The sequence below is a fragment of the Candidatus Borkfalkia ceftriaxoniphila genome (assembly GCF_004134775.1).
Lineage (GTDB): Bacteria > Bacillota > Clostridia > Christensenellales > Borkfalkiaceae > Borkfalkia > Borkfalkia ceftriaxoniphila.
Window position 1 is genome coordinate 1,522,120 of sequence record NZ_SDOZ01000002.1, and the last position, 20,067, is coordinate 1,542,186.

Annotated in this window: 19 protein-coding genes; 16 read left to right on the forward strand and 3 right to left on the reverse strand. The window is 53.8% G+C overall.

What is annotated here, in order from left to right; translation table 11 throughout:
* Positions 1-40: 40 nt before the first annotated feature.
* Positions 41-1,084 (reverse strand): LacI family DNA-binding transcriptional regulator, encoded by a 1,044-nt coding sequence (locus ESZ91_RS07015; protein WP_129225536.1) that lies wholly within the window; start codon positions 1,082-1,084, stop codon positions 41-43.
* Between the two features lie 175 nt (positions 1,085-1,259).
* Between ESZ91_RS07015 and ESZ91_RS07020 the strand changes: the two genes are divergently transcribed.
* The 9 genes from ESZ91_RS07020 (at position 1,260) to ESZ91_RS07060 (ending at position 12,630) form a co-directional block, all read left to right on the forward strand.
* Positions 1,260-2,201 (forward strand): ABC transporter permease, encoded by a 942-nt coding sequence (locus ESZ91_RS07020; protein WP_129225538.1) that lies wholly within the window; start codon positions 1,260-1,262, stop codon positions 2,199-2,201.
* 9 nt (positions 2,202-2,210) lie between these two features.
* Entirely contained in the window at positions 2,211-3,113 is a 903-nt protein-coding gene (locus ESZ91_RS07025; protein WP_201270866.1) for a carbohydrate ABC transporter permease, read from the forward strand.
* A 25-nt stretch (positions 3,114-3,138) separates the two neighbouring features.
* Entirely contained in the window at positions 3,139-4,809 is a 1,671-nt protein-coding gene (locus tag ESZ91_RS07030; RefSeq protein ID WP_129225540.1) for a type 2 periplasmic-binding domain-containing protein, read from the forward strand.
* A gap of 18 nt (positions 4,810-4,827) precedes the next feature.
* On the forward strand, positions 4,828-6,588 hold the full coding sequence (locus ESZ91_RS07035; protein WP_129225542.1) for a carbohydrate binding domain-containing protein: 1,761 nt from the start codon (positions 4,828-4,830) through the stop codon (positions 6,586-6,588).
* 11 nt (positions 6,589-6,599) lie between these two features.
* Complete coding sequence (locus ESZ91_RS07040) at positions 6,600-8,108, forward strand: glycoside hydrolase family protein (protein WP_129225544.1); 1,509 nt, start codon at positions 6,600-6,602, stop codon at positions 8,106-8,108.
* A 10-nt stretch (positions 8,109-8,118) separates the two neighbouring features.
* Positions 8,119-9,120, forward strand: coding sequence for a uroporphyrinogen decarboxylase family protein (locus tag ESZ91_RS07045; protein ID WP_161971094.1), 1,002 nt, complete (start codon positions 8,119-8,121; stop codon positions 9,118-9,120).
* A gap of 9 nt (positions 9,121-9,129) precedes the next feature.
* The gene (locus ESZ91_RS07050; RefSeq protein ID WP_129225549.1) at positions 9,130-10,080 is read left to right on the forward strand and encodes a carbohydrate kinase family protein; all 951 of its coding nucleotides are present in this window, start codon (positions 9,130-9,132) and stop codon (positions 10,078-10,080) included.
* Positions 10,041-11,663, forward strand: coding sequence for a glycoside hydrolase family 32 protein (locus ESZ91_RS07055; protein ID WP_129225551.1), 1,623 nt, complete (start codon positions 10,041-10,043; stop codon positions 11,661-11,663). Before ESZ91_RS07050 ends, ESZ91_RS07055 begins: the two co-directional genes overlap by 40 nt.
* A 91-nt stretch (positions 11,664-11,754) precedes the next feature.
* A complete protein-coding gene (locus ESZ91_RS07060; RefSeq protein ID WP_129225553.1) occupies positions 11,755-12,630 on the forward strand; it encodes an AraC family transcriptional regulator in 876 nt (291 codons plus the stop codon).
* Positions 12,631-12,672: 42 nt separating this feature from the next.
* Here the strand turns inward: ESZ91_RS07060 and ESZ91_RS07065 are convergent, their stop codons facing one another.
* Positions 12,673-13,164 (reverse strand): hypothetical protein, encoded by a 492-nt coding sequence (locus ESZ91_RS07065; protein ID WP_129225555.1) that lies wholly within the window; start codon positions 13,162-13,164, stop codon positions 12,673-12,675.
* A gap of 142 nt (positions 13,165-13,306) precedes the next feature.
* On the opposite strand from ESZ91_RS07065, the gene ESZ91_RS07070 reads away from it, so the two are divergent.
* The 4 genes from ESZ91_RS07070 to ESZ91_RS07085 all read left to right on the forward strand — a co-directional run bounded on the left by ESZ91_RS07070 (position 13,307) and on the right by ESZ91_RS07085 (position 16,548).
* Positions 13,307-14,338: an SPFH domain-containing protein gene (locus ESZ91_RS07070; protein ID WP_129225557.1), complete on the forward strand. Its 1,032-nt coding sequence runs from the start codon at positions 13,307-13,309 to the stop codon at positions 14,336-14,338.
* Positions 14,339-14,359: 21 nt separating this feature from the next.
* Positions 14,360-14,776 (forward strand): hypothetical protein, encoded by a 417-nt coding sequence (locus ESZ91_RS07075; protein WP_129225559.1) that lies wholly within the window; start codon positions 14,360-14,362, stop codon positions 14,774-14,776.
* 19 nt (positions 14,777-14,795) lie between these two features.
* Positions 14,796-15,233 (forward strand): hypothetical protein, encoded by a 438-nt coding sequence (locus tag ESZ91_RS07080; RefSeq protein ID WP_129225561.1) that lies wholly within the window; start codon positions 14,796-14,798, stop codon positions 15,231-15,233.
* A gap of 94 nt (positions 15,234-15,327) precedes the next feature.
* A complete protein-coding gene (locus ESZ91_RS07085) occupies positions 15,328-16,548 on the forward strand; it encodes a UTP--glucose-1-phosphate uridylyltransferase (protein ID WP_129225563.1) in 1,221 nt (406 codons plus the stop codon).
* A gap of 36 nt (positions 16,549-16,584) precedes the next feature.
* On the opposite strand, the gene ESZ91_RS07090 is transcribed toward ESZ91_RS07085, so the two are convergent.
* Entirely contained in the window at positions 16,585-17,016 is a 432-nt protein-coding gene (locus ESZ91_RS07090; RefSeq protein ID WP_129225565.1) for a helix-turn-helix transcriptional regulator, read from the reverse strand.
* Between the two features lie 89 nt (positions 17,017-17,105).
* On the opposite strand from ESZ91_RS07090, the gene ESZ91_RS07095 reads away from it, so the two are divergent.
* The 3 genes from ESZ91_RS07095 to ESZ91_RS07105 all read left to right on the forward strand — a co-directional run bounded on the left by ESZ91_RS07095 (position 17,106) and on the right by ESZ91_RS07105 (position 19,949).
* Entirely contained in the window at positions 17,106-17,351 is a 246-nt protein-coding gene (locus ESZ91_RS07095; protein WP_129225567.1) for a hypothetical protein, read from the forward strand.
* Between the two features lie 110 nt (positions 17,352-17,461).
* Positions 17,462-19,381 (forward strand): hypothetical protein, encoded by a 1,920-nt coding sequence (locus tag ESZ91_RS07100; protein ID WP_129225569.1) that lies wholly within the window; start codon positions 17,462-17,464, stop codon positions 19,379-19,381.
* 10 nt (positions 19,382-19,391) lie between these two features.
* Positions 19,392-19,949 carry a hypothetical protein gene (locus ESZ91_RS07105; RefSeq protein WP_129225571.1) on the forward strand — a complete coding sequence of 186 codons (558 nt, stop codon included), beginning with the start codon at positions 19,392-19,394 and terminating at the stop codon, positions 19,947-19,949.
* The last annotated feature ends 118 nt before the right edge of the window (positions 19,950-20,067 follow it).

Here is a 20,067-nt window from a genome sequence, read left to right on the forward strand (position 1 = left end):
GACCGGCGTCGGATGATGTCGGTCTTTTTTTATGCGCAAACTATACGAGGGGCGACCGCAACAGGGGCATGGTCGTTTCTCTTTGGATGTAATTGCAGAAAATTCCTATCGTGCGGCTTTGCAGCGCGGGGTTGGAGATGCGGTCCATCAAAGTGCATACCGCCTGCCTTCCCAAGACTTGTTTGTCTATATTGATGGTGGAAAGTTTGGGCGAACTCAAACGGCTTTCGGGAATGTTGTCGAATCCCAACACGTTGATTTTGTCGAGGTGCAGTTTTTTCATCTGTTTTAAGGCGTCGATGACGGAAAGCGCGATAAAATCGTTGGCGCAGACAAAACAATCGGGCAAGCGCACAAAACGGGAGAACGCCTCCGCGAGCGCCTCCGCGCTGCCGTAGGGAAAAGAATTGTCGCGCGTTAAAGACAATTCGGGAGAATAGGGGAGGCCCTCTTCGTAGAGTGCCTCGCGCATTCCCAGAAAACGTTCGTAAAAACTTTTGCAGTTGCGCGGATTTCCGATAAAGGAAAAGTCGTCCGCGCCCGCCGCGATAAGTTTTTTGCAGGCTGATCTGACGGCATTCACATTGTCGGGTAGTACGATATCGTATTCACCGTTCAAATCTTCATCGCCGTAAAAATGATCCATAAAAACGGTGGGGATGCCCAGCGACAAGATCTTGTCCGCACTCCTGCGCGTGAAGAATTCGATGCAGATGATGCCGTTTACGTCGAACTGCCGAATGTATTCTTTCAGCGTTTCCAGATCGGAATTGGGGCGGAATATATATTGCAGCACTTCGAGCGAGTGCCCCTCCGCCTCGGACATGATGCCGCGGATGAGATAGATATAGTAGTTTGCCGAAATCAGCGGAACGGAGGAAAGAATCAGGATTTTCCCCTCCTCGGCAGCACTCTTTTCGGGGGCAATGACATCGAAACTTTTATAACCCATACGCACGGCGGTATCCAGTACGAGCCTGCGCGTCTTTGCGGGCACGTATTTGCCGTTGAGCGCTTTGGAAACGGTGTTGCGCGAAAGATGCAGCGCGCAGGCGATGTCGTTGAGTGTGATGGCTTTTTTCATCTAATTCTCCTTTTCTCTATCATATCATACTCTGCGCGTTTTGGCAAGAAAGAAATACGTATGTAACAATTTATTTAAATAATTTTACATATGCACAAAAACGTGACAATATTTTTCTGTTTATCTTGATTTTCGCAAGCAGAAAGTTATAATATGTGCAGAAGGAGGGGCAAAAATGGAGCAAGTGAAAAAGACAAAAATTTCCTTGAATGAAATCAAGAAGCGGCAAAAAAGAAACTATATCCTGTGGCTTTTCGTGCTGCCTGCCTTTTTGTTTATTCTGATATTCAACTACGTTCCCATGTACGGGGTCCTTATCGCCTTTCAGGATTTTGTGCCCGGGGATGAGATCCTGTCCGCCTCGACCATCTGGGTGGGATTGGCAAACTTTCAAATGTTTTTCGAAGATTACATGTTTTTGACGCTGCTCGAAAATACATTCCTTCTCTGTTTCTGGGGATTCGTCATCGGTTTTCCGCTGCCCGTCGCAATCGCGCTGATGCTCAATTCCATGCGCAATAAACAGGCTTCGCGTATCATTCAGATCATCTATTATATCCCGCACTTTATTTCGCTCGTCGTCATGGTGGGCATGCTCTATCTCTTTTTCGGGCAGTTCGGACTGGTCAACAACGTGCTGGACGTCTTGGGGCTGTCGCGCTATTCCTTTTTTCTGGAAGAGGACGCGTTCCGACCGCTGTATATTTTTTCGGGCGTATGGCAGGATTTCGGCTGGAACGCGATCATTTACCTCGCGGCGCTCTCGGGCGTAGACCCCCAGCAGCACGAGGCGGCGCTCATCGACGGCGCGTCCCGCCTGCGCCGCGTGTTCGCCATCGACTTTCCCGCCATTGCGGGCACGGTGTCGATCCTGCTCATCCTCTCCATCGGCAATCTCATCTCGGTGGGCTATGAAAAAGTTTTGCTCATGCAGACGGACGCAAATGTGGGAAAATCTGAAGTGATCATGACTTTCGTCTATAAAAAGGGACTGACGGGCTACGTCATGCAGGGGTATTCGACGGCGGTCGGACTGTTCAATTCGATCATCAACGTCATTCTTTTGGTCACAGCGAACGCCGTCGCCAAACTGTTCTCCAAGAACACGCTGTTTTGAGGTCGGGGTATGGAACGAATGAATAAACTGAGCAAAGCCGTCTCAAAGGCAGACAGGATCTACTATATCGTCATCGACACATTTCTCATTCTCATGCTGCTCGCCATTTTGTACCCGCTTTACTTTATCGTCATCGCCTCGATCTCCGATACGGACGCCATCTTTAACGGCGAAGTGTTTCTCTATCCCATCGGCTTTAATTTGAAAGGGTACGCCGCGCTGTTCGAAAACCGCATGATCTGGACGGGCTATCTCAATACGATCTGGTACACGCTTTTGGGAACGGCGATCAACATTGCCGTGACCATTCCCGCGGGCTGGGCGATTTCGCGAAAAGAACTCCCGTGGCGGAAGTTTATCACCACGTATTTTATTATAACCATGTTTTTCGGGGGCGGGTTGATCCCTTTTTATCTGCTCGTATCCGATCTGGGGCTTTTGGACAATCCGCTTTCGGTCATTCTGCCGTACGGCGTTTCGGTGTGGAATATGTTTATGGTCAACGCTTTTTATTCGAGCAGCGTGCCGGACGAGATCCTGGAAGCCGCCGAAGTGGACGGTTCGGGGACGATCCGCACCTTTTTCAGCATCGTCATTCCGCTTTCCAAACCCATCATCGCGGTCATGGTGCTCTTCTACGCGGTTGCGCACTGGAACAACTATTTCAGCGCCTTGATCTTTTTGTCCGAGCAGAAGTATTTCCCTTTGCAACTCGTTCTCAGAGAGATCCTCATCATGACGGAATCGGCGGGCGGCTCGGCTGGCGACGCGGGGACTATTCTCGAACAGGCGAAACTCGCAAACTCCATCAAATATTCGTCTATTATCGTATCCACGCTGCCCATTCTGGTGCTGTATCCGTTCGTCAGTAAATTTTTCGAAAAGGGTGTCATGATCGGCGCTCTCAAATAAATCGTTTCGGTAAGGAGGTAAAACATTGAAACAAAAAACCTTTGCAAAGATCGCAGGGCTCGTGCTCTCGGCGGCGCTTCTTTTTTCTGCGGTCGGCTGCGGCGGGAAGGGAAAGACGCAGGACAAGGACTGGGAAACGCTCGGCTATCAATGGGCGGATACGCAAAAACCGATCGTAAAGGAAAAAGGGCTCGTCGAATACGAGATCCTTGCGCAGAAAAATTCGCTCACGCCCGACTATAATACGCTGAAAGTATTTCAGGATCTGTACGACAAGACAAACGTGGATATTCATTGGAAAAATATTACGGAATCGGCGTACGCCGAGCGAAAGACGCTCATTTTAAGCGATAAGGACAATTGGCCCGACGCCATCTATCACGCCGGTTTTACTAACGCCGAGGTGGCGCGCTATTCCCGTCGCGGCACGATCCTGCCCATTTCCGATTATCTGGAATATATGCCCAATTTCAGCGCTATATTGGAGCGCCGCCCCGATATCCGCGCCGCCATCACCTCGTTCGACGGCAAGATCTACTCTCTGCCGCGCATCGACGAAATGGGGCTGACCGCCAACCCGAACCTTTTATTTATAAACAAAAATTGGTTGAACGCGCTCATCGACAGCGGCGACATCTCCTTTCTGACGCACGCGGACGTTGCGGACGGACTGCAACTGAATTTGCAGCAGATGAGCGAAATTCTGACGCTGTTCAAAGACAAGGACATGAACGGCAACGGCAAAGACGACGAGATTCCCCTAAGTTTCGTGTTCAATCACTGGCAAGGCAATCAGACCGATCTGTACGGAGCGTTCGGTGTGCCCGATAATCCCGATCATCTGACCATTATAAACGACAAGGTCGTCTGTACGGCGACGGACAAAAAATTTCAGTCGGCTACCAATTTTCTTGCGGATTGGGTCAAACGGGAGATCGTTCCAAAATCGGTGTTCGAAAACAGTCAGGACGCCTTTCTCGCCAGCGGCAAAGGGATCGAAAAACTCGGTGCGTTCTATTGGTGGGAAAGCGAAACGGTCGTTTCCAATCCCGCAAATTATATTCTGCTGAATCCCTTGAAAGGCATGAACGGCGAACAGGTCCTGGGCGTTTCCAACTATCCCGAAATTTCCACGGGCGGTGTGGTGCTCATGAGTACCTGCCCCAACCCCGAAGTGCTCCTGACTTATTTCGACCGTCATTTCGATCCCGTCGAATCGGCGCAGCTCAATTACGGGCCAATCGGAGTCGTGTATGAAGAGGAGCGCGATGCCAATGGGAAATTGGTGCAAAAGCCCACGCCCGAGGGTATGACTGCGGACGAGTTCCGTCTGCAAAACGCGCCCATGGGCATCATGTGTCTTACCGAATACGAATGGGACAATTACGTGAATATGGAACCGCGCGCGCAGCTTCGTCTGGAGCGTCTGGAGAAATACGCCAATCCGTATAATCCCGACAACGTGCAGCGTATTCCCACGCTCAGTTATTCGCTGGAGGAGATCAACGTATTGGCGCAGTACGAGACCAATGTGCGTTCCTATATCATGCAGAATCTGATGAAATGGCTGTTAAACGGCGGCGTGAACGATGCGGATTTTGCCGCATTCGGCACAAAACTGAACGAAATCGGTTTGCAGAAAGTTCTCGAATGTTATCAGTCGGCGTTCGGGCGCTATCTTGAAAATCAATCATAAAAAAGGGGGATTATTCCTATGAAAAAATTTGCGGCGATCTTATCGCTGGTACTGTGCCTCGCTTTTTTTGCGGCATGCGGCGAAATCGAAGAAAATACCAAACCCGTCATCAGCGGATTTGCGGATACGTACACGGTGAAAGCGGGAGAAGAGTTCGACGCTTTACAGGGCGTGAGCGCGTTCGACAAGGAGGACGGCGACCTGACCGACAAGATCGTGGTTTCGTCTATGCCCGAAGTCGAGTTTCGCGGCGGCAAGGCGGTATTCGCGCAGGAGGGCAGTTACGATATTATATACAGCGTGACGGACAGCGGAAAACTGAAGACGGAAGAGTTTGCCGCGCTTACGGTGACGGCAGCGGACGCGGTGGAAACGCTTTACCACACATTTGATTTTTCCAAGAGTTCGGCGGAAATCGGCCGCGGCGGCTGGGACGTCACGCTTGCGGGAGCGGGTGCGGCGACCGTAAATCTGCGGGAAGGGCTGTTATACGCCGACGTGACTGCGGGCGGCGCGGGTGCGGGCGAGGTCATTTTGCAAAAGACCGATTTCGCAGTGGAGGCAGGCGCGTCGTACGACGTTAGACTGTATCTCGGCGCGACGGCAAACCTCAATGTCCTGACCGCGGTGCAGAATGCGGACGGCGTCAACGTGGATACCACGTTCCGCAGCGTCGAATTGACGGATTCCGTGCAGATCGTGACCATGACCTTTAAAGCCGATACGACGGCGGACAATATGAAGATCGTCGTCTATATGGGCGGCGGCGCGGGCGCGTACGGCGTGTATCTGGAGAAGGCGGAGATCTATTCTTCCACGGGCGTGGAAAATCTGACCGAAGTGTATAAGCAGGACTTTTCCGACGCGGCGGTGATGAACGGCGTTGCCAACACCGCTTTCGACGAAGTGAGCGTGCTTTCCCTTTCCGAAGGGAAGTTAAAGGTGGAGATCCCGAATTATCCCGAAAACCGCGAGGAAGTATGGCTCAGAAGTTTTTCCGTCGCGACCGATCTCGATCTGAAAGAGGGCTCCTCGTACCGCGTGACGGCGAGTGTCACGGCGACGGCGGCGCAGACCTATTATATCAACTATGAAAACGCGGAATTAGCCTTCGAAAGCCGCGCGGGACAGAACGGCGGCACTTGGGCTGTGGGCGGCAACGCTCTTTCCGTGGATTTTACCGCGAGCAAAGACCTCGAAAATATGTCGTTCCATTTTCAACTCGGAAAGGCGCCCGCGGAAACGGCTTCCAACGTCATTACCATCGATAATTTGAAAGTGGAGGAGATCACTTCCGTTCCAGACACGGTCAAAGAAACGACGCGCTTTATGCCCTACGGCGAAAATACCGGTTACGACGTATTCAACGGTTCGGACGATACGAGCGGCAAATTCGACGGTACGGGGCGCATCTATACGGACGGCGGCGCGCTGCACTATATCGTCAGCAATGTGGGCAGCGTGGATTATTACAACAAGGTGATCTTCCGCCTCGAACTCGAAGAAATGGCGACCTATAAATTCGTGTTCAAAGCCAAGGCCGACAAGGAAGTCAAGGGCGCGTTTCTCGTCAATCTGACCAACGGCGCGTACGATCCCATCGCGCTCGCGTTCCCCGTGCTCACGACAGAAGCGCAGGAGTTTACCGTGCTTGCGACAAGGGACGTGCTTTTGGATAATTCTTACGATATCATTTACCAGTGCGGCGGCGCGGACAACGCGGGCAAAGGCGCGCTGCATATCGAAATCAGCGATTTCAGAGTGTATAAGATCGCATAGCGGAGATACCGATGATCAGAAAAATTCTTGCGCTCGCGCTCTGCGCGGCGGTGGGGCTGGGCTGCTGCTCCCTCGCCGCCTGCGCGAAACCGCACAAAGAGGATTACGAGCAGGGGAATATAAATTTATTTCCCAAACCCGCCGAAGGGTACGCGGGCGACCCCATTCCCTTTTATGACGGCGAAAATCTCAACGTGTACTATATCCACGACGCGCGCGGCTGGAACGAGGGCTATTTTCATCCCTGGAATCTGTTCCGCACGAAAAATTATACCGAGTGGGAAGATAAGGGGCGCGTCATCGAGGGCAACTTCAACGACAAAGCCAATCAGGATTACGGCATCGGCACGGGCACCGTTCTCGAAGGCCGCGACGGGCGGTATCACGCCTTTTACACGGGCTGGAACGGCTACCCCGAAGCGGACGTGGAGTATAGCGAAAAGGTGCAGCACGCCGTATCCGACGACCTTTTGAACTGGACGAAAATCCCCGAGGACGGATTTTACGGCGGCGTGGACGATTTCCGCGATCCGCACGTGGTGTGGGTGGAGGAAGAGAACCGCTACTGGATGCTCGTTTCCACCTGGCGCGGACAGGGCGACTGGACGGCTGTGCTGAAACTCTATACGTCTTCCGATCTGAAAACGTGGGAATACGGCGGCGTGTACTACGACGACGCGGTCAACGGCGACTTTATGGAGTGTCCCACCCTTCTTCGGTACAACGGTTATTGGTATCTCTCCTATTTTCAGAAAGCGGTGGACGGCACGAACGCGCGCGTCACGCGCTACGTCTATAAAAAGAACCTTTCCGACGAATGGATCCGTCCCGAAACGGACTGTTTCGACGGCGCGGGGCTGTCCGCGGCAAGGCTGGTGCAGTGCGGCGACCGTCTGATCACGGTGGGCTGGATCGGTACGAAAATCTCCGATTACGACGCGGGACAGTTTACCTGGGCGGGAAATCTCGCTCTGCACGAATTGAAACAGCGCGCCGACGGCACGTTATACGTCGTGCCCGTGCGGGAGCGGGCAGAAGCGCTCGCGCACGAAACGGCGTACGAGACTGCCTACAAGGGCGACGCCGTCGAATATCAAATCGGCAGCGCGCGGTTTGCAAAGTCGCCGCGCTATCAATATCTTCTGTTCGAACCCGTCAAAAAGGGCGCGTTGAAACTGGATTTTACGCTGGAAGCCGAAGATAAGGCGGGGCTGACCTTTGCGCGCGGCGTATCGGGCTACGGCGAAGTATGCGTTGAATTCGACGTGAAGGCGGGGCTTTTGTCCTTTTACAACACCAAACCGACGCTGACGCAGACGGCGCCCTCGCAGGCGTTCGTAAAACTGCCGAATGCGGACAAATTCGAATGCGAACTCTATATGCAGGGGGAATGTCTCACTCTGTACGTGAACGGGGAGATCGCTCTTTCAACGAGGATCTACAATTTGACAGGTTACGGTTTCGGCTTCTACGCCGCGGGCGAAGGGGCGAAATTTTCCGATATCCGATTTTATGACTGAGGTAAAAACCATGACTATGCGTGAAAAGATCAGGGCGTCTATCGCCCACAGAAACGTTGATTTCGTGCCGATAAACGTGGAAACGACCGCGGGTTTCGAGAAAAATCTCGCCGCCGTCGTAGGCGAAAAAAACGTGGACGCGGCGCTCGGCAATCATATGCTGCGCAAAAAGTACAAGCGCAACAAAAAACTCGAAAACGGCGACGAACTCGACTTGTTCGGCGTAACCTGGCAAACCTCCAAGGACGGCGGCGACGTGGGTATCGTCAAGACGTATCCATTGGAACATTGTGAATTGGAAGATTATGCGTTTCCTGCGGTCTGCGAAGATCTGGCGGAACAGACGCTCGCCGCGCTGGAAGCGGAAAAGGAGCGCTATACCATGTTTTCCATCACGATGGGCTTTTTCGAGCGCGCATGGAGCCTCTGCGGTATGGAAAATCTGCTGTGCGACATGATTTTGGAACCCGAAAAGGCGGAACGCGTATTCGACGGCATCTACGAGCATCACGACAAACTGCTGGATATAATTCTGAAGCGCGATTTCGACGCCGTCTATTTCGGGGACGACTGGGGGCAGCAGAACGGTTTGATCATGGGGCCCGAGATGTGGCGCAAGTTTATCAAGCCGAAGGTCGGTAAACTGTTTTCCAAGATCAAGGCGGCGGGCAAACAGATCGTATTGCATTCGTGCGGCGATCTTCGGGAGATCCTCGGCGAGGTCATCGATATGGGCGTGGACGTTTATAACACCGTACAGCCCGAGATCTATTCTTTAAAAGATCTGAAAAAAGAATACGGCAAAGATCTCACCTTTTACGGCGGGATCAGCACCCAGCAGTTTCTGCCCTTTGCAGACGTCAAAGAAGTGCGGGAAAAGACGAAAGAGGTGCTCGACGTCATGATGCGGGGCGGCGGCTACATTTTATCGCCCACGCACGCGGTAACGCCCGATATTCCCGTGGAAAACGTGCTCGCGCTCGTGGAAACGGGCAGAGAATATTTTAAGTAGAGGATCGCTATGAAAAAAATCAGGGCGCTTTCGGTGGGCGCGGTGCTTTGGGACGTTATCAACGAGAAGGAATACATCGGCGGCGCGCCCTTCAACGTGGCGGTCAACTTAAAAAGGTTGGGCGCGGAAAGCGCGTTCGTCACCTGCGTGGGGCGCGACGCGCGCGGCGACAGGGCGCTGGAAAAAATCCGTGAGTACGGCGTACATTCGTTCGCGCAGCGGGACGAAAGATTTGCGACGGGCGTCGCGGAGGCGGTCTTGGACGAGACGGGCAGCGCGACTTACCGCATCCCCCGCGCAGCGTTCGACGAAATCCAGATCGGCAAAGAAGATCTGGCGGCGCTGAACGCGTATGCGCCCGATCTGGTGTGTTTCGGCTCGTTCGAGCAGCGGTTTCCGCGTTCCCGCGCCTCCGTTCAGAGCATTTTACAAAACGTGAAAGCGGACTGCGTATTTTTCGACGTCAATATCCGCATGGATTTCGCGGAAAAGGAAGTGATCGGATTTTCGCTGCAAGCGTGCGACGTACTGAAACTGAACGAGGACGAATGCGCGCTTTTGGGGAAATTACTTTACGGGAAAGATCTTTGCGTCCGATCGTTCTGCCGCCGCGTTGCAAAGGATCACGATATCCAAACGGTTCTCGTGACGCTGGGCGCGAAGGGGTGTTTCGTCTATACCCGCGGCGGGGAGAGGCATATCGAATCCGCTCCTTCGTCGGGCGGAGATACCATCGGCGCGGGCGACGCGTTTTCGGCGGCGTTTCTGTACGCCTACCTTTCGGGGAAGGACGCCTTCACGGCGGCGCACTGCGGAAATGTTTTGGGCGCGTTCGTGGCGGCGAATACGGGCGCTCTGCCCGCGTTTTCCCGCACTGTCACGCACACTTTACATAGCATAATCGACGGAGAGGAGACATCATGGCGGAAAGAATTTTCAGCATCGGAAAAAAATATCTGATTTTTCCCATCGGCGGCAACGCGGTCGCGGTCAACGTACTGTTATCGTGCAACGGAGAATCTCTGTACGATCTCGATCTGCGGCTTTGCGATAGGCCCGATTTTATCGCATGGCTGGACGCGGAGCGGTTTATCGGAAAAAATCTGTGTTTTTCCCTTGCGGGAAACGCCGTACTTTTGGATCTGATAGAAGAGAGCGATTCGCTGCCCGAGGGCGTGTATCGGGAAGAACTACGACCGCAACTGCATTATACGCCTATGCGCGGCTGGGTGAACGATCCTAACGGGCTGGTCTATGCTGGCGGCAAATATCATCTTTTTTACCAGCATAATCCGTACGACGTGCGCTGGGGCAATATGCACTGGGGGCACGCGTGCTCGGAAGATCTGATCCATTGGGAAGAGGCGGGTGAGGCGCTTTATCCCGACAAAGACGGCACCATGTTTTCGGGCTGCGGCGTAAACGATACGCAAAACGTCAGCGGTCTCGGCACCGAAAAAGAGCCGCCGCTCTTGCTTTACTATACTGCCGCAGGCGGCACGAACCGCCTTTCCGCGGGCAAAGCGTTTACGATCTGTCTCGCGTATTCCCTCGACGGCGGAAAGACATTCGAAAAATACGCTCAAAATCCCGTATTGCCCAACGTTACATACGGCAACCGCGATCCCAAAGTGATCTATCACGCGCCCACGAAAAAGTGGATCATGGCGCTGTTCATGGACGGATACCGTTTCGATTTTTTTTCGTCGGACGATCTTTTAAACTGGAAATTCGAGTCGGAGGAGATTTTTCCGCCGCTCAACGAGTGCCCCGACCTGTTCGAACTGGAAGGTACGGGAAAGTGGGTCATGCTGGCGGGCGCCGATTACTGGGGCGATCACAGTGTGGGAAAATACTATATCGGCGCCTTTGACGGGCATCGGTTTTGTAAGGAAGACGGCCCGTATCCGATCGATTTCGGCAAGGATTTCTATTCGTTGCAGACCTTCGAGGGGGATCCGTGCGGCCGCCGTATCCTCATGGGCTGGCGCACGCAAAATTTTTATTTGCCCGAACGCAACGGCATGCCGTTCAACGGCGAGTTTTCCCTGCCCACCCGAATCTCGCCTTGCGAGATCGACGGCAAACTGCGCCTTGCGCGCTATCCTGTTGAGGAATTTTTCAAAATACCCGCCTCGCGGGAATGGGAGTGCGTTTTGGGCGCGGTGAGCGCGGAAAAGCGCGACGAACGCATTTTAAAGCCTTTCGACGCGCGATGTCTGTCGATTTTGCTTGAAGCCGAATTCGACTGCCACGCCATTCTGGAACTGGATTTCGGCGGCGAACTCGTGCGATATCACAGCGAAACACAGATTTTGCAGGCGTTCGGCGTCAATACCAAAGTGCCTCTCGAATCGGGTAAACTCAGCCTTTTAGCAATACGCGACAGTATGAGCCTGGAACTGTACGCGCAAGGGGGCAAATACCCCGTCTGCGGCTACATTTTCCCTCGAAACGACGAAAATTCCGCGACCTTGTACCGCGGCGCGCTGCGCGCCTGCGAAATGCAAGTCAGGATATTGCGGAGCGTCTGGATAAAATAATCGCCGCGATCTGTCATCGGAGCGCACAAAAAGTCAAGAACTTTTCGAGGAAACGTGTTATAATCATCGTATACGGAAGGAGATTTACCGAATGGATTGGATCACGGGGATACAGCGGGCACTCGATTACGCGGAAGAGCACATGGCGGAAGAGATCGTCTATGAAACGGCGGCGAAACAGGCCTATTCGTCATCGTTTCATTTTCAGAGAATATTCGCCATGCTGTGCGGCTATTCTTTCGGAGATTATATCCGCATGCGCCGATTGACGCTCGCGGCGGAAGATCTGCAGCGTTCGAAAGAAAAGATCGCAGATATCGCTTTCAGATACGGTTATGATTCCCCCGAAAGTTTTACCCGCGCGTTTACGCGTTTCCACGGGGTCGCTCCGTCGGCTGCGCGCCGCGGCGGAAGCGTCAAATCCTTTTCCAGACTTTCCGTAAAACTTATTTTGTCGGGAGGCAATACGATGGATTACAGGATCGAAAAAAAGCAGGCGTTTCAACTCGTCTGCAAGAAAAAGTATGTGAACAAGCCGCAGGGCGACACCGCCACGGCGGATATCTCCGCATTCTGGAACGAATGCACGAACGACGGTACGATGCAAAAGTTGTGCAAATACGCCCGTTTCGACAACCTGAACGGCGTGCTCGGCGTCTGTTTTTCGAAAGATATGGCGGATTCGGGTTTTCCCTACGCCATCGGCGCGGAGTATAACGGCGCGCCGCTCGACGGCGAGCCGCTGGAAATCGTCGGGATCCCCGCGCAAACGTACGCGGTTTTCGAGTGCAGGGGCAAGATGCCCGACGCGTTTAAAAAGACGTATCTGCAAATTTGCTCGGAATTTTTCCCGCAGAGCAATTACGAATACGGCAGCGGCGTCGAACTCGAAGTGTACCCTTCGGACAACGTGGACGATCCCGAATATTATTGCGAGATCTGGATCGCCGTGAACGAAAAAAAGTAACACAATAAAAGACCGCCGCACGGTACCGTGCGGCGGTTTTGTTTATTTTTCGGAAAAAGGCGTTCCACAGTAGGGACATTGGGAATGCGTTCCCTGATAGGAATATTTCGCGCCGCAGTTTGGGCAGACGGCGGCGTGCACCGTTTCGGACAGAGCGGTGTTTTCGTTGAGTTTCAATTCGTCGCCGACGCGCTTGAAACCCATAAGGTATTGCTTTTGAAAACAGGTCGTCAATTTGCCGCTGACGTTCTTTTCCGAGAGGGAAAGTTGTGCGGAAAGTTCCTGCACGGTGTAGATATGCTCTTCGACGACGGCGCTCACGAGCCGATACAGCGAACGTTTTTCGGCGTAGCCTACCCACGCGACGGGCGCTCCGTAGAACCCGACGACGGTCGCGCCGATTCCGATCCCCATCACCGCCCCAATGCCGTTTACGGCTCCGAGCACGATGGCGGGAATTCCGCCGACGAAAAGAAAGGACAAGATCGCCGCGAGAAAAAAACTTTTGCGAAGAGCGCTGCGAATGGGTTGCATTAGGGAAACCTCGTGATGTATTTATAAATAGTATAAGCGAAAACGCGGTGTTTGTCAAATGCTCTTTATAAAATAATATTGACTTTTCAGCCGCTTTATGCTATATTATTTCCATGCTGAACAACGGAGGATACTGTAAAATATGGCTATTTTAAAGGTAATCGAGTGGACGGATAATTCGCCCGACGTCATCGTACATAAAGTGGACATGGCGGGAAACGTGATCAAACGCGGCTCCGCTCTTACCGTGCGCGATTCTCAGGTCGCGATCTTCTGCGATAAAGGGCGCATGGCGGACGTGTTCCTGCCCGGTTTTTATAAACTGGATACCGACAGCCTTCCCTTCATCACAAAGTTACTGTCCTGGAAATACGGTTTCGAAACGCCCTATAAATCCGACGTGTATTTCGTCAATACCCGTCAGTTTACCAACATGAAGTGGGGCACCGCCAATCCCATCATCATCCGCGACGCCGATTACGGCGCCGTGCGCGTGCGCGGGTTCGGTACTTATTCTTTCCGCGTCAAGGATGCGTTCGTGTTCATGAACGAACTTTCGGGCACGCATTCTTCCTTCCGCACGCAGGACATCACCGACTATATCCGCAGTATGCTCGTGATGGGCATTTCCGACGCCGTCGGCGAATGCGGCATTCCCGTTTTGGATATGGCGGGGAATCTGATGGAGTTGAGCGCGATCGTGAAAAAGACGCTTTCGGGCAGATTCGAAGGATTGGGCCTGGAACTTTGCGCCTTTAATTTCGAGAGCCTTTCCATGCCGCAGGAGTTGGAAAAGGCGCTGGACGAAACGACGAAACTGGGCATGATGCGCCGCAATATGGACGTTTATACCCAGATGGCGCAGGCGGACGCCTTGAAAGAGGCGGCGAAAAATCCCGGCATGGCGGGCACCGCCATGGGCGCGGGGCTCGGCTGGGGCATGGGTATGAATATGGGAAAAATGTTCGGAAATGCGCCCGCGGCGCCCGTACAGAGCGAACCTGCGGCGCAGAGCGCGGGGCGCAAATGTTCCGAATGCGGCGCGGCGCTCGCTGCGAACGCGAAATTCTGCCCCGAATGCGGCACGCGCGTTCTGACCGCCTGCCCCAAATGCGGCGCCAAACTTCCCGCTACGGGCAAATTCTGCCCCGAGTGCGGCGAGAAGATCCGCTGACGCGGACAAAGGAGCGGTTTTATGACTGTGGAACAAATTATCATCTTGGTGCTTGCGGTACTGCTTGCTTTCGCCGTGGTGGCGGTGATCGTACTGCTTGCTGCGCTCAGAAAAAAACAGACGGGCGGCCGCGCCGAGGACGTGAAAATCATCGACGGCGTGCGCTATTCGAGATCGGACGCCGTGAGCGAAAACGGCGAAGTACGGGCGACGCACCGCGTGGGGGATTTCGTCCTTGCCCGCGGCGAAGAAAAAACCGCGGAAAAGAACGGCGAATTGCTGCCCGGAACGTACACCGTTTTGGCGACGAGCGACGGGACTGCGGCTTTCAAGTTGCGCCTGGGCGGGCTGGTGCGCGAATATAAGCACGGCGATACCGTCGTTCTGGGCGACGGCGAGAGCATCTGCGCCGTATCTTGCTCGGTAATTTTGCGTTAAACGCGGGGAGGAACATTTTATGAGCAGAAAATTTTTCGTGAAATTTTTGGTCGTGCTCGCCTTTTTGGCGGCGGCCGTTTTGTGGCTTTTGTCCGTATTGGTGCCCGACACCTTCGGCTTTTTCAATCTTAACTGGGCGGTCGCGCTCTTTGCGGGCGTGGGCGGTTTGGCATTCCTCTTTAACGGGTTTGCGGAAAAGAACAGCGTTACGCTGAAAAAAATGAACATTATCCTCGGCGCGTGCCTTCTGGTCATTGCCGCGGTCTGCATCGCTTTCGCGCTGGCGCTGCCGAAAAACCTCGTGTGGCCCATCATCGCCGTGATCCTTGCTGCGGCGCTCGTCATCGGACTGTTCGCTACGGGCGGCAAAAAGTGGGACGAGGGCGACAATCACAAAGCGGGCTACAAAAATTATTACGAGCGCAAAAAAGAAGAAAAGAATAAAGAAGATAAGTAAGATACAAAAAAGGACGGCGTTATCGCCGTCCATTTGTTTACAAAGCGGTTTTCGTATGCTATAATGTACCATAAAAAAAGCGGCTGGGAGTGAGATGGAAACGACAGAAAACACGCTGAAACGCATCGGGCAGGAGCAGATTTTGCGCTATTGGGGCGAATTGAACGAAAGCGAAAAAAAATCGTTGGAGGCGCAGGTACGGGGCACCGACTGGTCGGTGCTGGAAAATCTGGCGCATCCCGAAAATTTAAGCGGAAAGGGAAAGATCGAGCCGATTTCGGGTTTGCGCGCGAAAGAGATCGAAGCGCGGCGCGAAGAGTTTTTCGCGCTCGGGAAAGAGGCGATCAAAAAAGGCAAAGTCAGCGCGGTGCTGCTTGCGGGCGGGCAGGGCACGCGGCTGGGAACGGACGCGCCCAAGGGCACGTTCGATATCGGCATAACGCGTCCGCTGTATATATTTCAGCAGCAGATCGAAAACTTATTGGAAGTCACGAACGAGTGCGGCGCGTACGTGCCGCTGTACGTGATGACAAGCGAAAAGAACAACGACGAAACGGTTGCTTTCTGGAAAGAAAAGAACTATTTCGGATATCCCGCGCAGTACGTGCGGTTTTTCAAACAGGATATGGCGCCCGCGGTGGATTTTTCGGGTAAAGTGATTCTGGAAGGCAAGGCGAATATCGCGCTTTCGCCCAACGGGAACGGCGGGTGGTACTCGTCGCTTGCGCGGTGCGGGCTTTTAAGCGAGATCCGCGCGCGGGGCATAGAGTGGCTGAACGCGTTCGCGGTGGACAACGTATTGCAGCGGATCGCGGATCCCGTATTCGTGGGGGCGTGCATCGCGGAGGGCGTGAACTGCGGGTCTAAGGTGGTATGCAAAGCGGAGCCGCACGAAAAAGTGGGCGTGCTGTGTCTGGAAGACGGAAAGCCGAATATTATAGAATATTACGAACTCACCGAAGAAATGGCGAACGCGCGGGACGAAAAGGGCGATTTGCAGTATATTTACGGCGTAATATTGAATTATCTGTTCCGTCTGGAAAAATTGGACGAAGTGGCGGACGCAAAAATTCCCGTGCACGTGGTGAAGAAAAAGGTGCCGTATCTCAGCGAGGCGGGCGAACTCGTCAAGCCGCAGACGGAAAACGGGTATAAGTTTGAAACGCTGATACTCGACATGATCAAACTGATGGAAACGTGCCTGCCGTTCGAAGTGGTACGCGAGAGAGAATTTGCTCCCATCAAAAACCGAACGGGCGTGGACAGCGTGGAAACCGCGCGCGAACTGCTGCAAAAGAACGGGATCGTATTATAAGAAAAAACGCACCCCAGATTTGAGAGGTGCGTTTTTTTAATCTTCTCTTCCCACGAGATGGTCGAGGGAACAATCCAACTGTTTGGCTAAGTATATGATAGTATCAAGTTGACTGTCTGTGCCGTTTTTCCATTTTTGAAAATAGGAATCTTTTATTTGCGTATGTGTTCCGATATAATAGCGAGTAATTCCTTTTTCATTCATTACTTTACGCAAGTTTTTGTAAAAAGGCGGGCATACTTTTGGAGAAACCGTAATACGTTCTTCTGTCAGACCAGCGAGAAAATCTAATGAACAAGTAAAAAAGTCCGCTAATTTTATAGCATTCGATAAATAAATGGTTCTGCTGCCGTTACACCATGCACGCACCGCAGAACCTGCTACTCCGATTGCCTTTGCTAAACTTTCGGATTTTATATTATCACAATAAAACATCAATTCTTTGAGTCTTTCAGAAAATTTTTCCATATAAAAATTATCCTACCAACTTAGACAAAATGCTTGCATTGTCTTAGATAGTAGGATATAATATCATTATCAGCAAAAGGAGAAAAACTATGCAAAAATTAACGAGCGACGACGTTGCGGGCGAAATTTACAAGATTTTACGCAATAAAAACGGTTGGCTCGTGCAAACTTCGTGCTCGGGCGAAAACGCGCACTTGCAGATCACCGCGGACGACGGAAGTTCGTTCATCGTCTATATTTCGCCGCTTTCGCCCTTGCCTTCCGACGAGGAAGACCGCGCCGCCGACGCCTTATGGAACAAAATCAAAAAAAGAATTTCCAAAGAACAAAAGTAAAAGAGCGCTGCCCGCAAACGGGGCAGCGCTTTTTCATTTTTGTCAGTTACATTGGAAAATCCGCTTCTTTCGCGCTATAATGGGGCAGAGGTCGAAAGTGGAGGTTTTCTATGATCATTTATGCCGACGGCAACGGAAAAATTCTCAATGCCGTGCAGGAACGCGTCTTTCAGGGCGCGGCGGGCTCGTACCGCCTGGGGTTGGTTTCTCCTTTCCCCGAAACCGACGCGGTCACCGCGTCGTTCACTTTGTCGGGCGGCAAAACCTGCCCGCCCGTCCTTTTATCAACCGACTTTTCCCTTTCGGGTATCCGCGACGACAACGGCGCGCCGCTCGTCGTTCGCAGCGCGCTCTTTCCTTCGCCCGTGCTTTCCGAACACGGCAGAGTCAAAGTGCAGTTCCACGTGCGCTATAACGGGCAGGCGGGCGCAGAGATCTTTGCCCTCGAACCCTTCGTCTTTACCGTCGAACGCGGCGTGCGCGAAAATCTTCCCGAATCGCCCTCGGACGACGTGTACGGCCGCCTGCTTTCCGCCGTTTCGTCGCTCAATGCGGACGTACTGGACGGGCGCTACGGGGCGCGCTCGCTCTATTGCTGGAAAGAGGATTCGTCCTACGGAAAAGGGGAACTCGTGTTCGCCGTGCGGGACGGCGGCGAAGGCTGTATCGTGCGCTCGCTCGTCGCAGAAAACGCGCAGCCGCCCTTTGCCGACGGTCAACTCAACCGCGGTTACTGGCAGACGGCGCTCGATTTTTCCGAAATGACCGCCGCGCACCTCTCTTCGCTCGAAAAGGTGAAAGCGGAGGCGCAGGCGCTCGCGGAAAAGAGCAAAACAGAGGCGAACCGCGCCGAGAGTTATGCGGAAAAACTGGCTCAGATGGCGGGAATGCGCGTGGAAACGGTGGAAAATCTGCCCGCGCGCGGCGAGAGCGGCGTTCTGTACCTGCGCGTGGACGACGCGGGGGAAAGCCTGTTCGAACTGTTTACGTATGCGTCGGGCGCATGGCAGAGTAAAGGGAGCGTCGCTTTGCATCTTTCGGGCAGCCGCGCGTTCGCATTCACGCTCAAAGCGCAAAACTGGGCGCAAAACAAGCAAGTCTTTACCGCGGAAGGGCTTGCGGCGGCGGAAATATCCGTGTATCCCGACGACGATTCGGCAAAGGAATATCTGACGTGCGGCGTCGAAGCGTCGGCAGAAAGCGGAAACGTGGTATTTACGGCGAAACGCGCGCCCCAAAGCGACCTCGGGGTGACGCTCGTCGCCGCGCCGATGACCGACGAACTGTACGCGGGATATTATTCCAAAAGGGAAACGGACGCTGCCCTCACCGCCAAGCAGGACGTTCTGTCGTTCGACGCCGCGCCTACGCAAGATAGCACCAACGCGCTCAGTAGCGGCGCGGTTTATCTGGCTTTGGAAGACGTGCGCGCGGAGATCCAGGAAAAAACGCCCAAATACGAGGCGGGCAAGGGCCTCGCCAAGACGGACAATACCTTTTCGGTGGTGCTGGACGCCGCGTCCGACGAGGCGCTGCGGCTCACGAGCGCGGGACTCAGGCTGGATCTCAGTGATTATTCCACGACGGTGGAATCGGATACCAAACTTTCGGGAGCCTATACGCGCATCAATTCGGTGGCAACGCTGGCGGAGGGCAACGCGGAGCGCATTGCGGCGGCGGAGCAAACGGCGCAGAACCATGAAGAAACGCTTTCCGCGCTGGAAACGCAGGCGGCGGGAATGCTCGGGCGCATCACCGCGCTGGAAGAGGGTGCGTCCTTTACGGAAGAACTCGTCTTGCCCGTATCGGCGTGGCAGAACAAGACGGCGGTATTCGATTCTGCGGCGCTTGCGGCGCTTTCCTCTCTCACGGCGGGAAGTTTCGTGGGCGCGGCGCCCGCGGCGGGATACGCGGCGGCGTTTTTGAAAAACAACGTGCGGCTGGTTTCCGTCGGCGCGGGCACGCTCACGTTTACGGCGGACACCGTGCCGTCAACGGAACTGCGCGCTATTTTGACGGCGGTTATATAAGGAGTGAAATATGAGAGTGAAAAATCCTGCCACGGTGCAGATGATACGGGATATTATAGAGGGGAACACGCCGCCCGCGCGCGTGCCCGAGAGCGAAAACGCCGCGAAAGTGACGGAAAGCATCGGCGGCGCGCCGCTTGCGGAAATTTTCGCCGCGGACGGCAAGGCGGTTTTGAACGCGGCGTGCGCGGATAAGGTGAAACACGCGCTGAAACTGACTGCGGGCGGGCGCGAATATTCTTTCGACGGCGCGGCGGCGGCAGAGATCGATTTAGAGGGGATCGCGCCTTCCGCCTGGAAAAACGGGCGCAGCGGCGGTTTAACGGTGGAGGGCGCGGGCACCTATCAGTTTTTCGTGCCCGCGGCGGACGGTGCGACGCGCGGCGTTTCGGAAATATTGCTCGTCGCAGATCTTGCGGACACGGCGTTCGGCGCGCTGCACCCGATCACGGGAAAGAACGCCGCCGTGCGGGTGTGCGTCGAACAGGGCGTGATCATGGTATATACGGGCGAAAATGCCCGGACCCCGACGAATTGCGCGGTTTCCGTGCGGAAATTGTTCGATTAAAAAGTTGACATTTTTTGCGCGTTCGGCTATACTATACCAAAATCAAAACGTGCTGCATGCTATAAGTTTTACTGTTTCTGAGATAAACAGAGGGCTTATAGCATTTTTTATGCGAAAG

What these genes read in the sequence shown, in the direction of transcription:
- ESZ91_RS07045 (WP_161971094.1), top strand. Translation starts at nt 8,119, where the DNA reads ATGACTATGCGTGAAAAGATCAGGGCGTCTATCGCCCACAGAAACGTT.
- ESZ91_RS07065 (WP_129225555.1), bottom strand. Translation starts at nt 13,164, where the DNA reads ATGCAACCCATTCGCAGCGCTCTTCGCAAAAGTTTTTTTCTCGCGGCG.
- ESZ91_RS07020 (WP_129225538.1), top strand. Translation starts at nt 1,260, where the DNA reads ATGGAGCAAGTGAAAAAGACAAAAATTTCCTTGAATGAAATCAAGAAG.
- ESZ91_RS07015 (WP_129225536.1), bottom strand. Translation starts at nt 1,084, where the DNA reads ATGAAAAAAGCCATCACACTCAACGACATCGCCTGCGCGCTGCATCTT.
- ESZ91_RS07100 (WP_129225569.1), top strand. Translation starts at nt 17,462, where the DNA reads ATGATCATTTATGCCGACGGCAACGGAAAAATTCTCAATGCCGTGCAG.
- ESZ91_RS07035 (WP_129225542.1), top strand. Translation starts at nt 4,828, where the DNA reads ATGAAAAAATTTGCGGCGATCTTATCGCTGGTACTGTGCCTCGCTTTT.
- ESZ91_RS07095 (WP_129225567.1), top strand. Translation starts at nt 17,106, where the DNA reads ATGCAAAAATTAACGAGCGACGACGTTGCGGGCGAAATTTACAAGATT.
- ESZ91_RS07075 (WP_129225559.1), top strand. Translation starts at nt 14,360, where the DNA reads ATGACTGTGGAACAAATTATCATCTTGGTGCTTGCGGTACTGCTTGCT.
- ESZ91_RS07090 (WP_129225565.1), bottom strand. Translation starts at nt 17,016, where the DNA reads ATGGAAAAATTTTCTGAAAGACTCAAAGAATTGATGTTTTATTGTGAT.
- ESZ91_RS07025 (WP_201270866.1), top strand. Translation starts at nt 2,211, where the DNA reads ATGGAACGAATGAATAAACTGAGCAAAGCCGTCTCAAAGGCAGACAGG.
- ESZ91_RS07060 (WP_129225553.1), top strand. Translation starts at nt 11,755, where the DNA reads ATGGATTGGATCACGGGGATACAGCGGGCACTCGATTACGCGGAAGAG.
- ESZ91_RS07050 (WP_129225549.1), top strand. Translation starts at nt 9,130, where the DNA reads ATGAAAAAAATCAGGGCGCTTTCGGTGGGCGCGGTGCTTTGGGACGTT.
- ESZ91_RS07105 (WP_129225571.1), top strand. Translation starts at nt 19,392, where the DNA reads ATGAGAGTGAAAAATCCTGCCACGGTGCAGATGATACGGGATATTATA.
- ESZ91_RS07040 (WP_129225544.1), top strand. Translation starts at nt 6,600, where the DNA reads ATGATCAGAAAAATTCTTGCGCTCGCGCTCTGCGCGGCGGTGGGGCTG.
- ESZ91_RS07070 (WP_129225557.1), top strand. Translation starts at nt 13,307, where the DNA reads ATGGCTATTTTAAAGGTAATCGAGTGGACGGATAATTCGCCCGACGTC.
- ESZ91_RS07085 (WP_129225563.1), top strand. Translation starts at nt 15,328, where the DNA reads ATGGAAACGACAGAAAACACGCTGAAACGCATCGGGCAGGAGCAGATT.
- ESZ91_RS07080 (WP_129225561.1), top strand. Translation starts at nt 14,796, where the DNA reads ATGAGCAGAAAATTTTTCGTGAAATTTTTGGTCGTGCTCGCCTTTTTG.
- ESZ91_RS07055 (WP_129225551.1), top strand. Translation starts at nt 10,041, where the DNA reads ATGGCGGAAAGAATTTTCAGCATCGGAAAAAAATATCTGATTTTTCCC.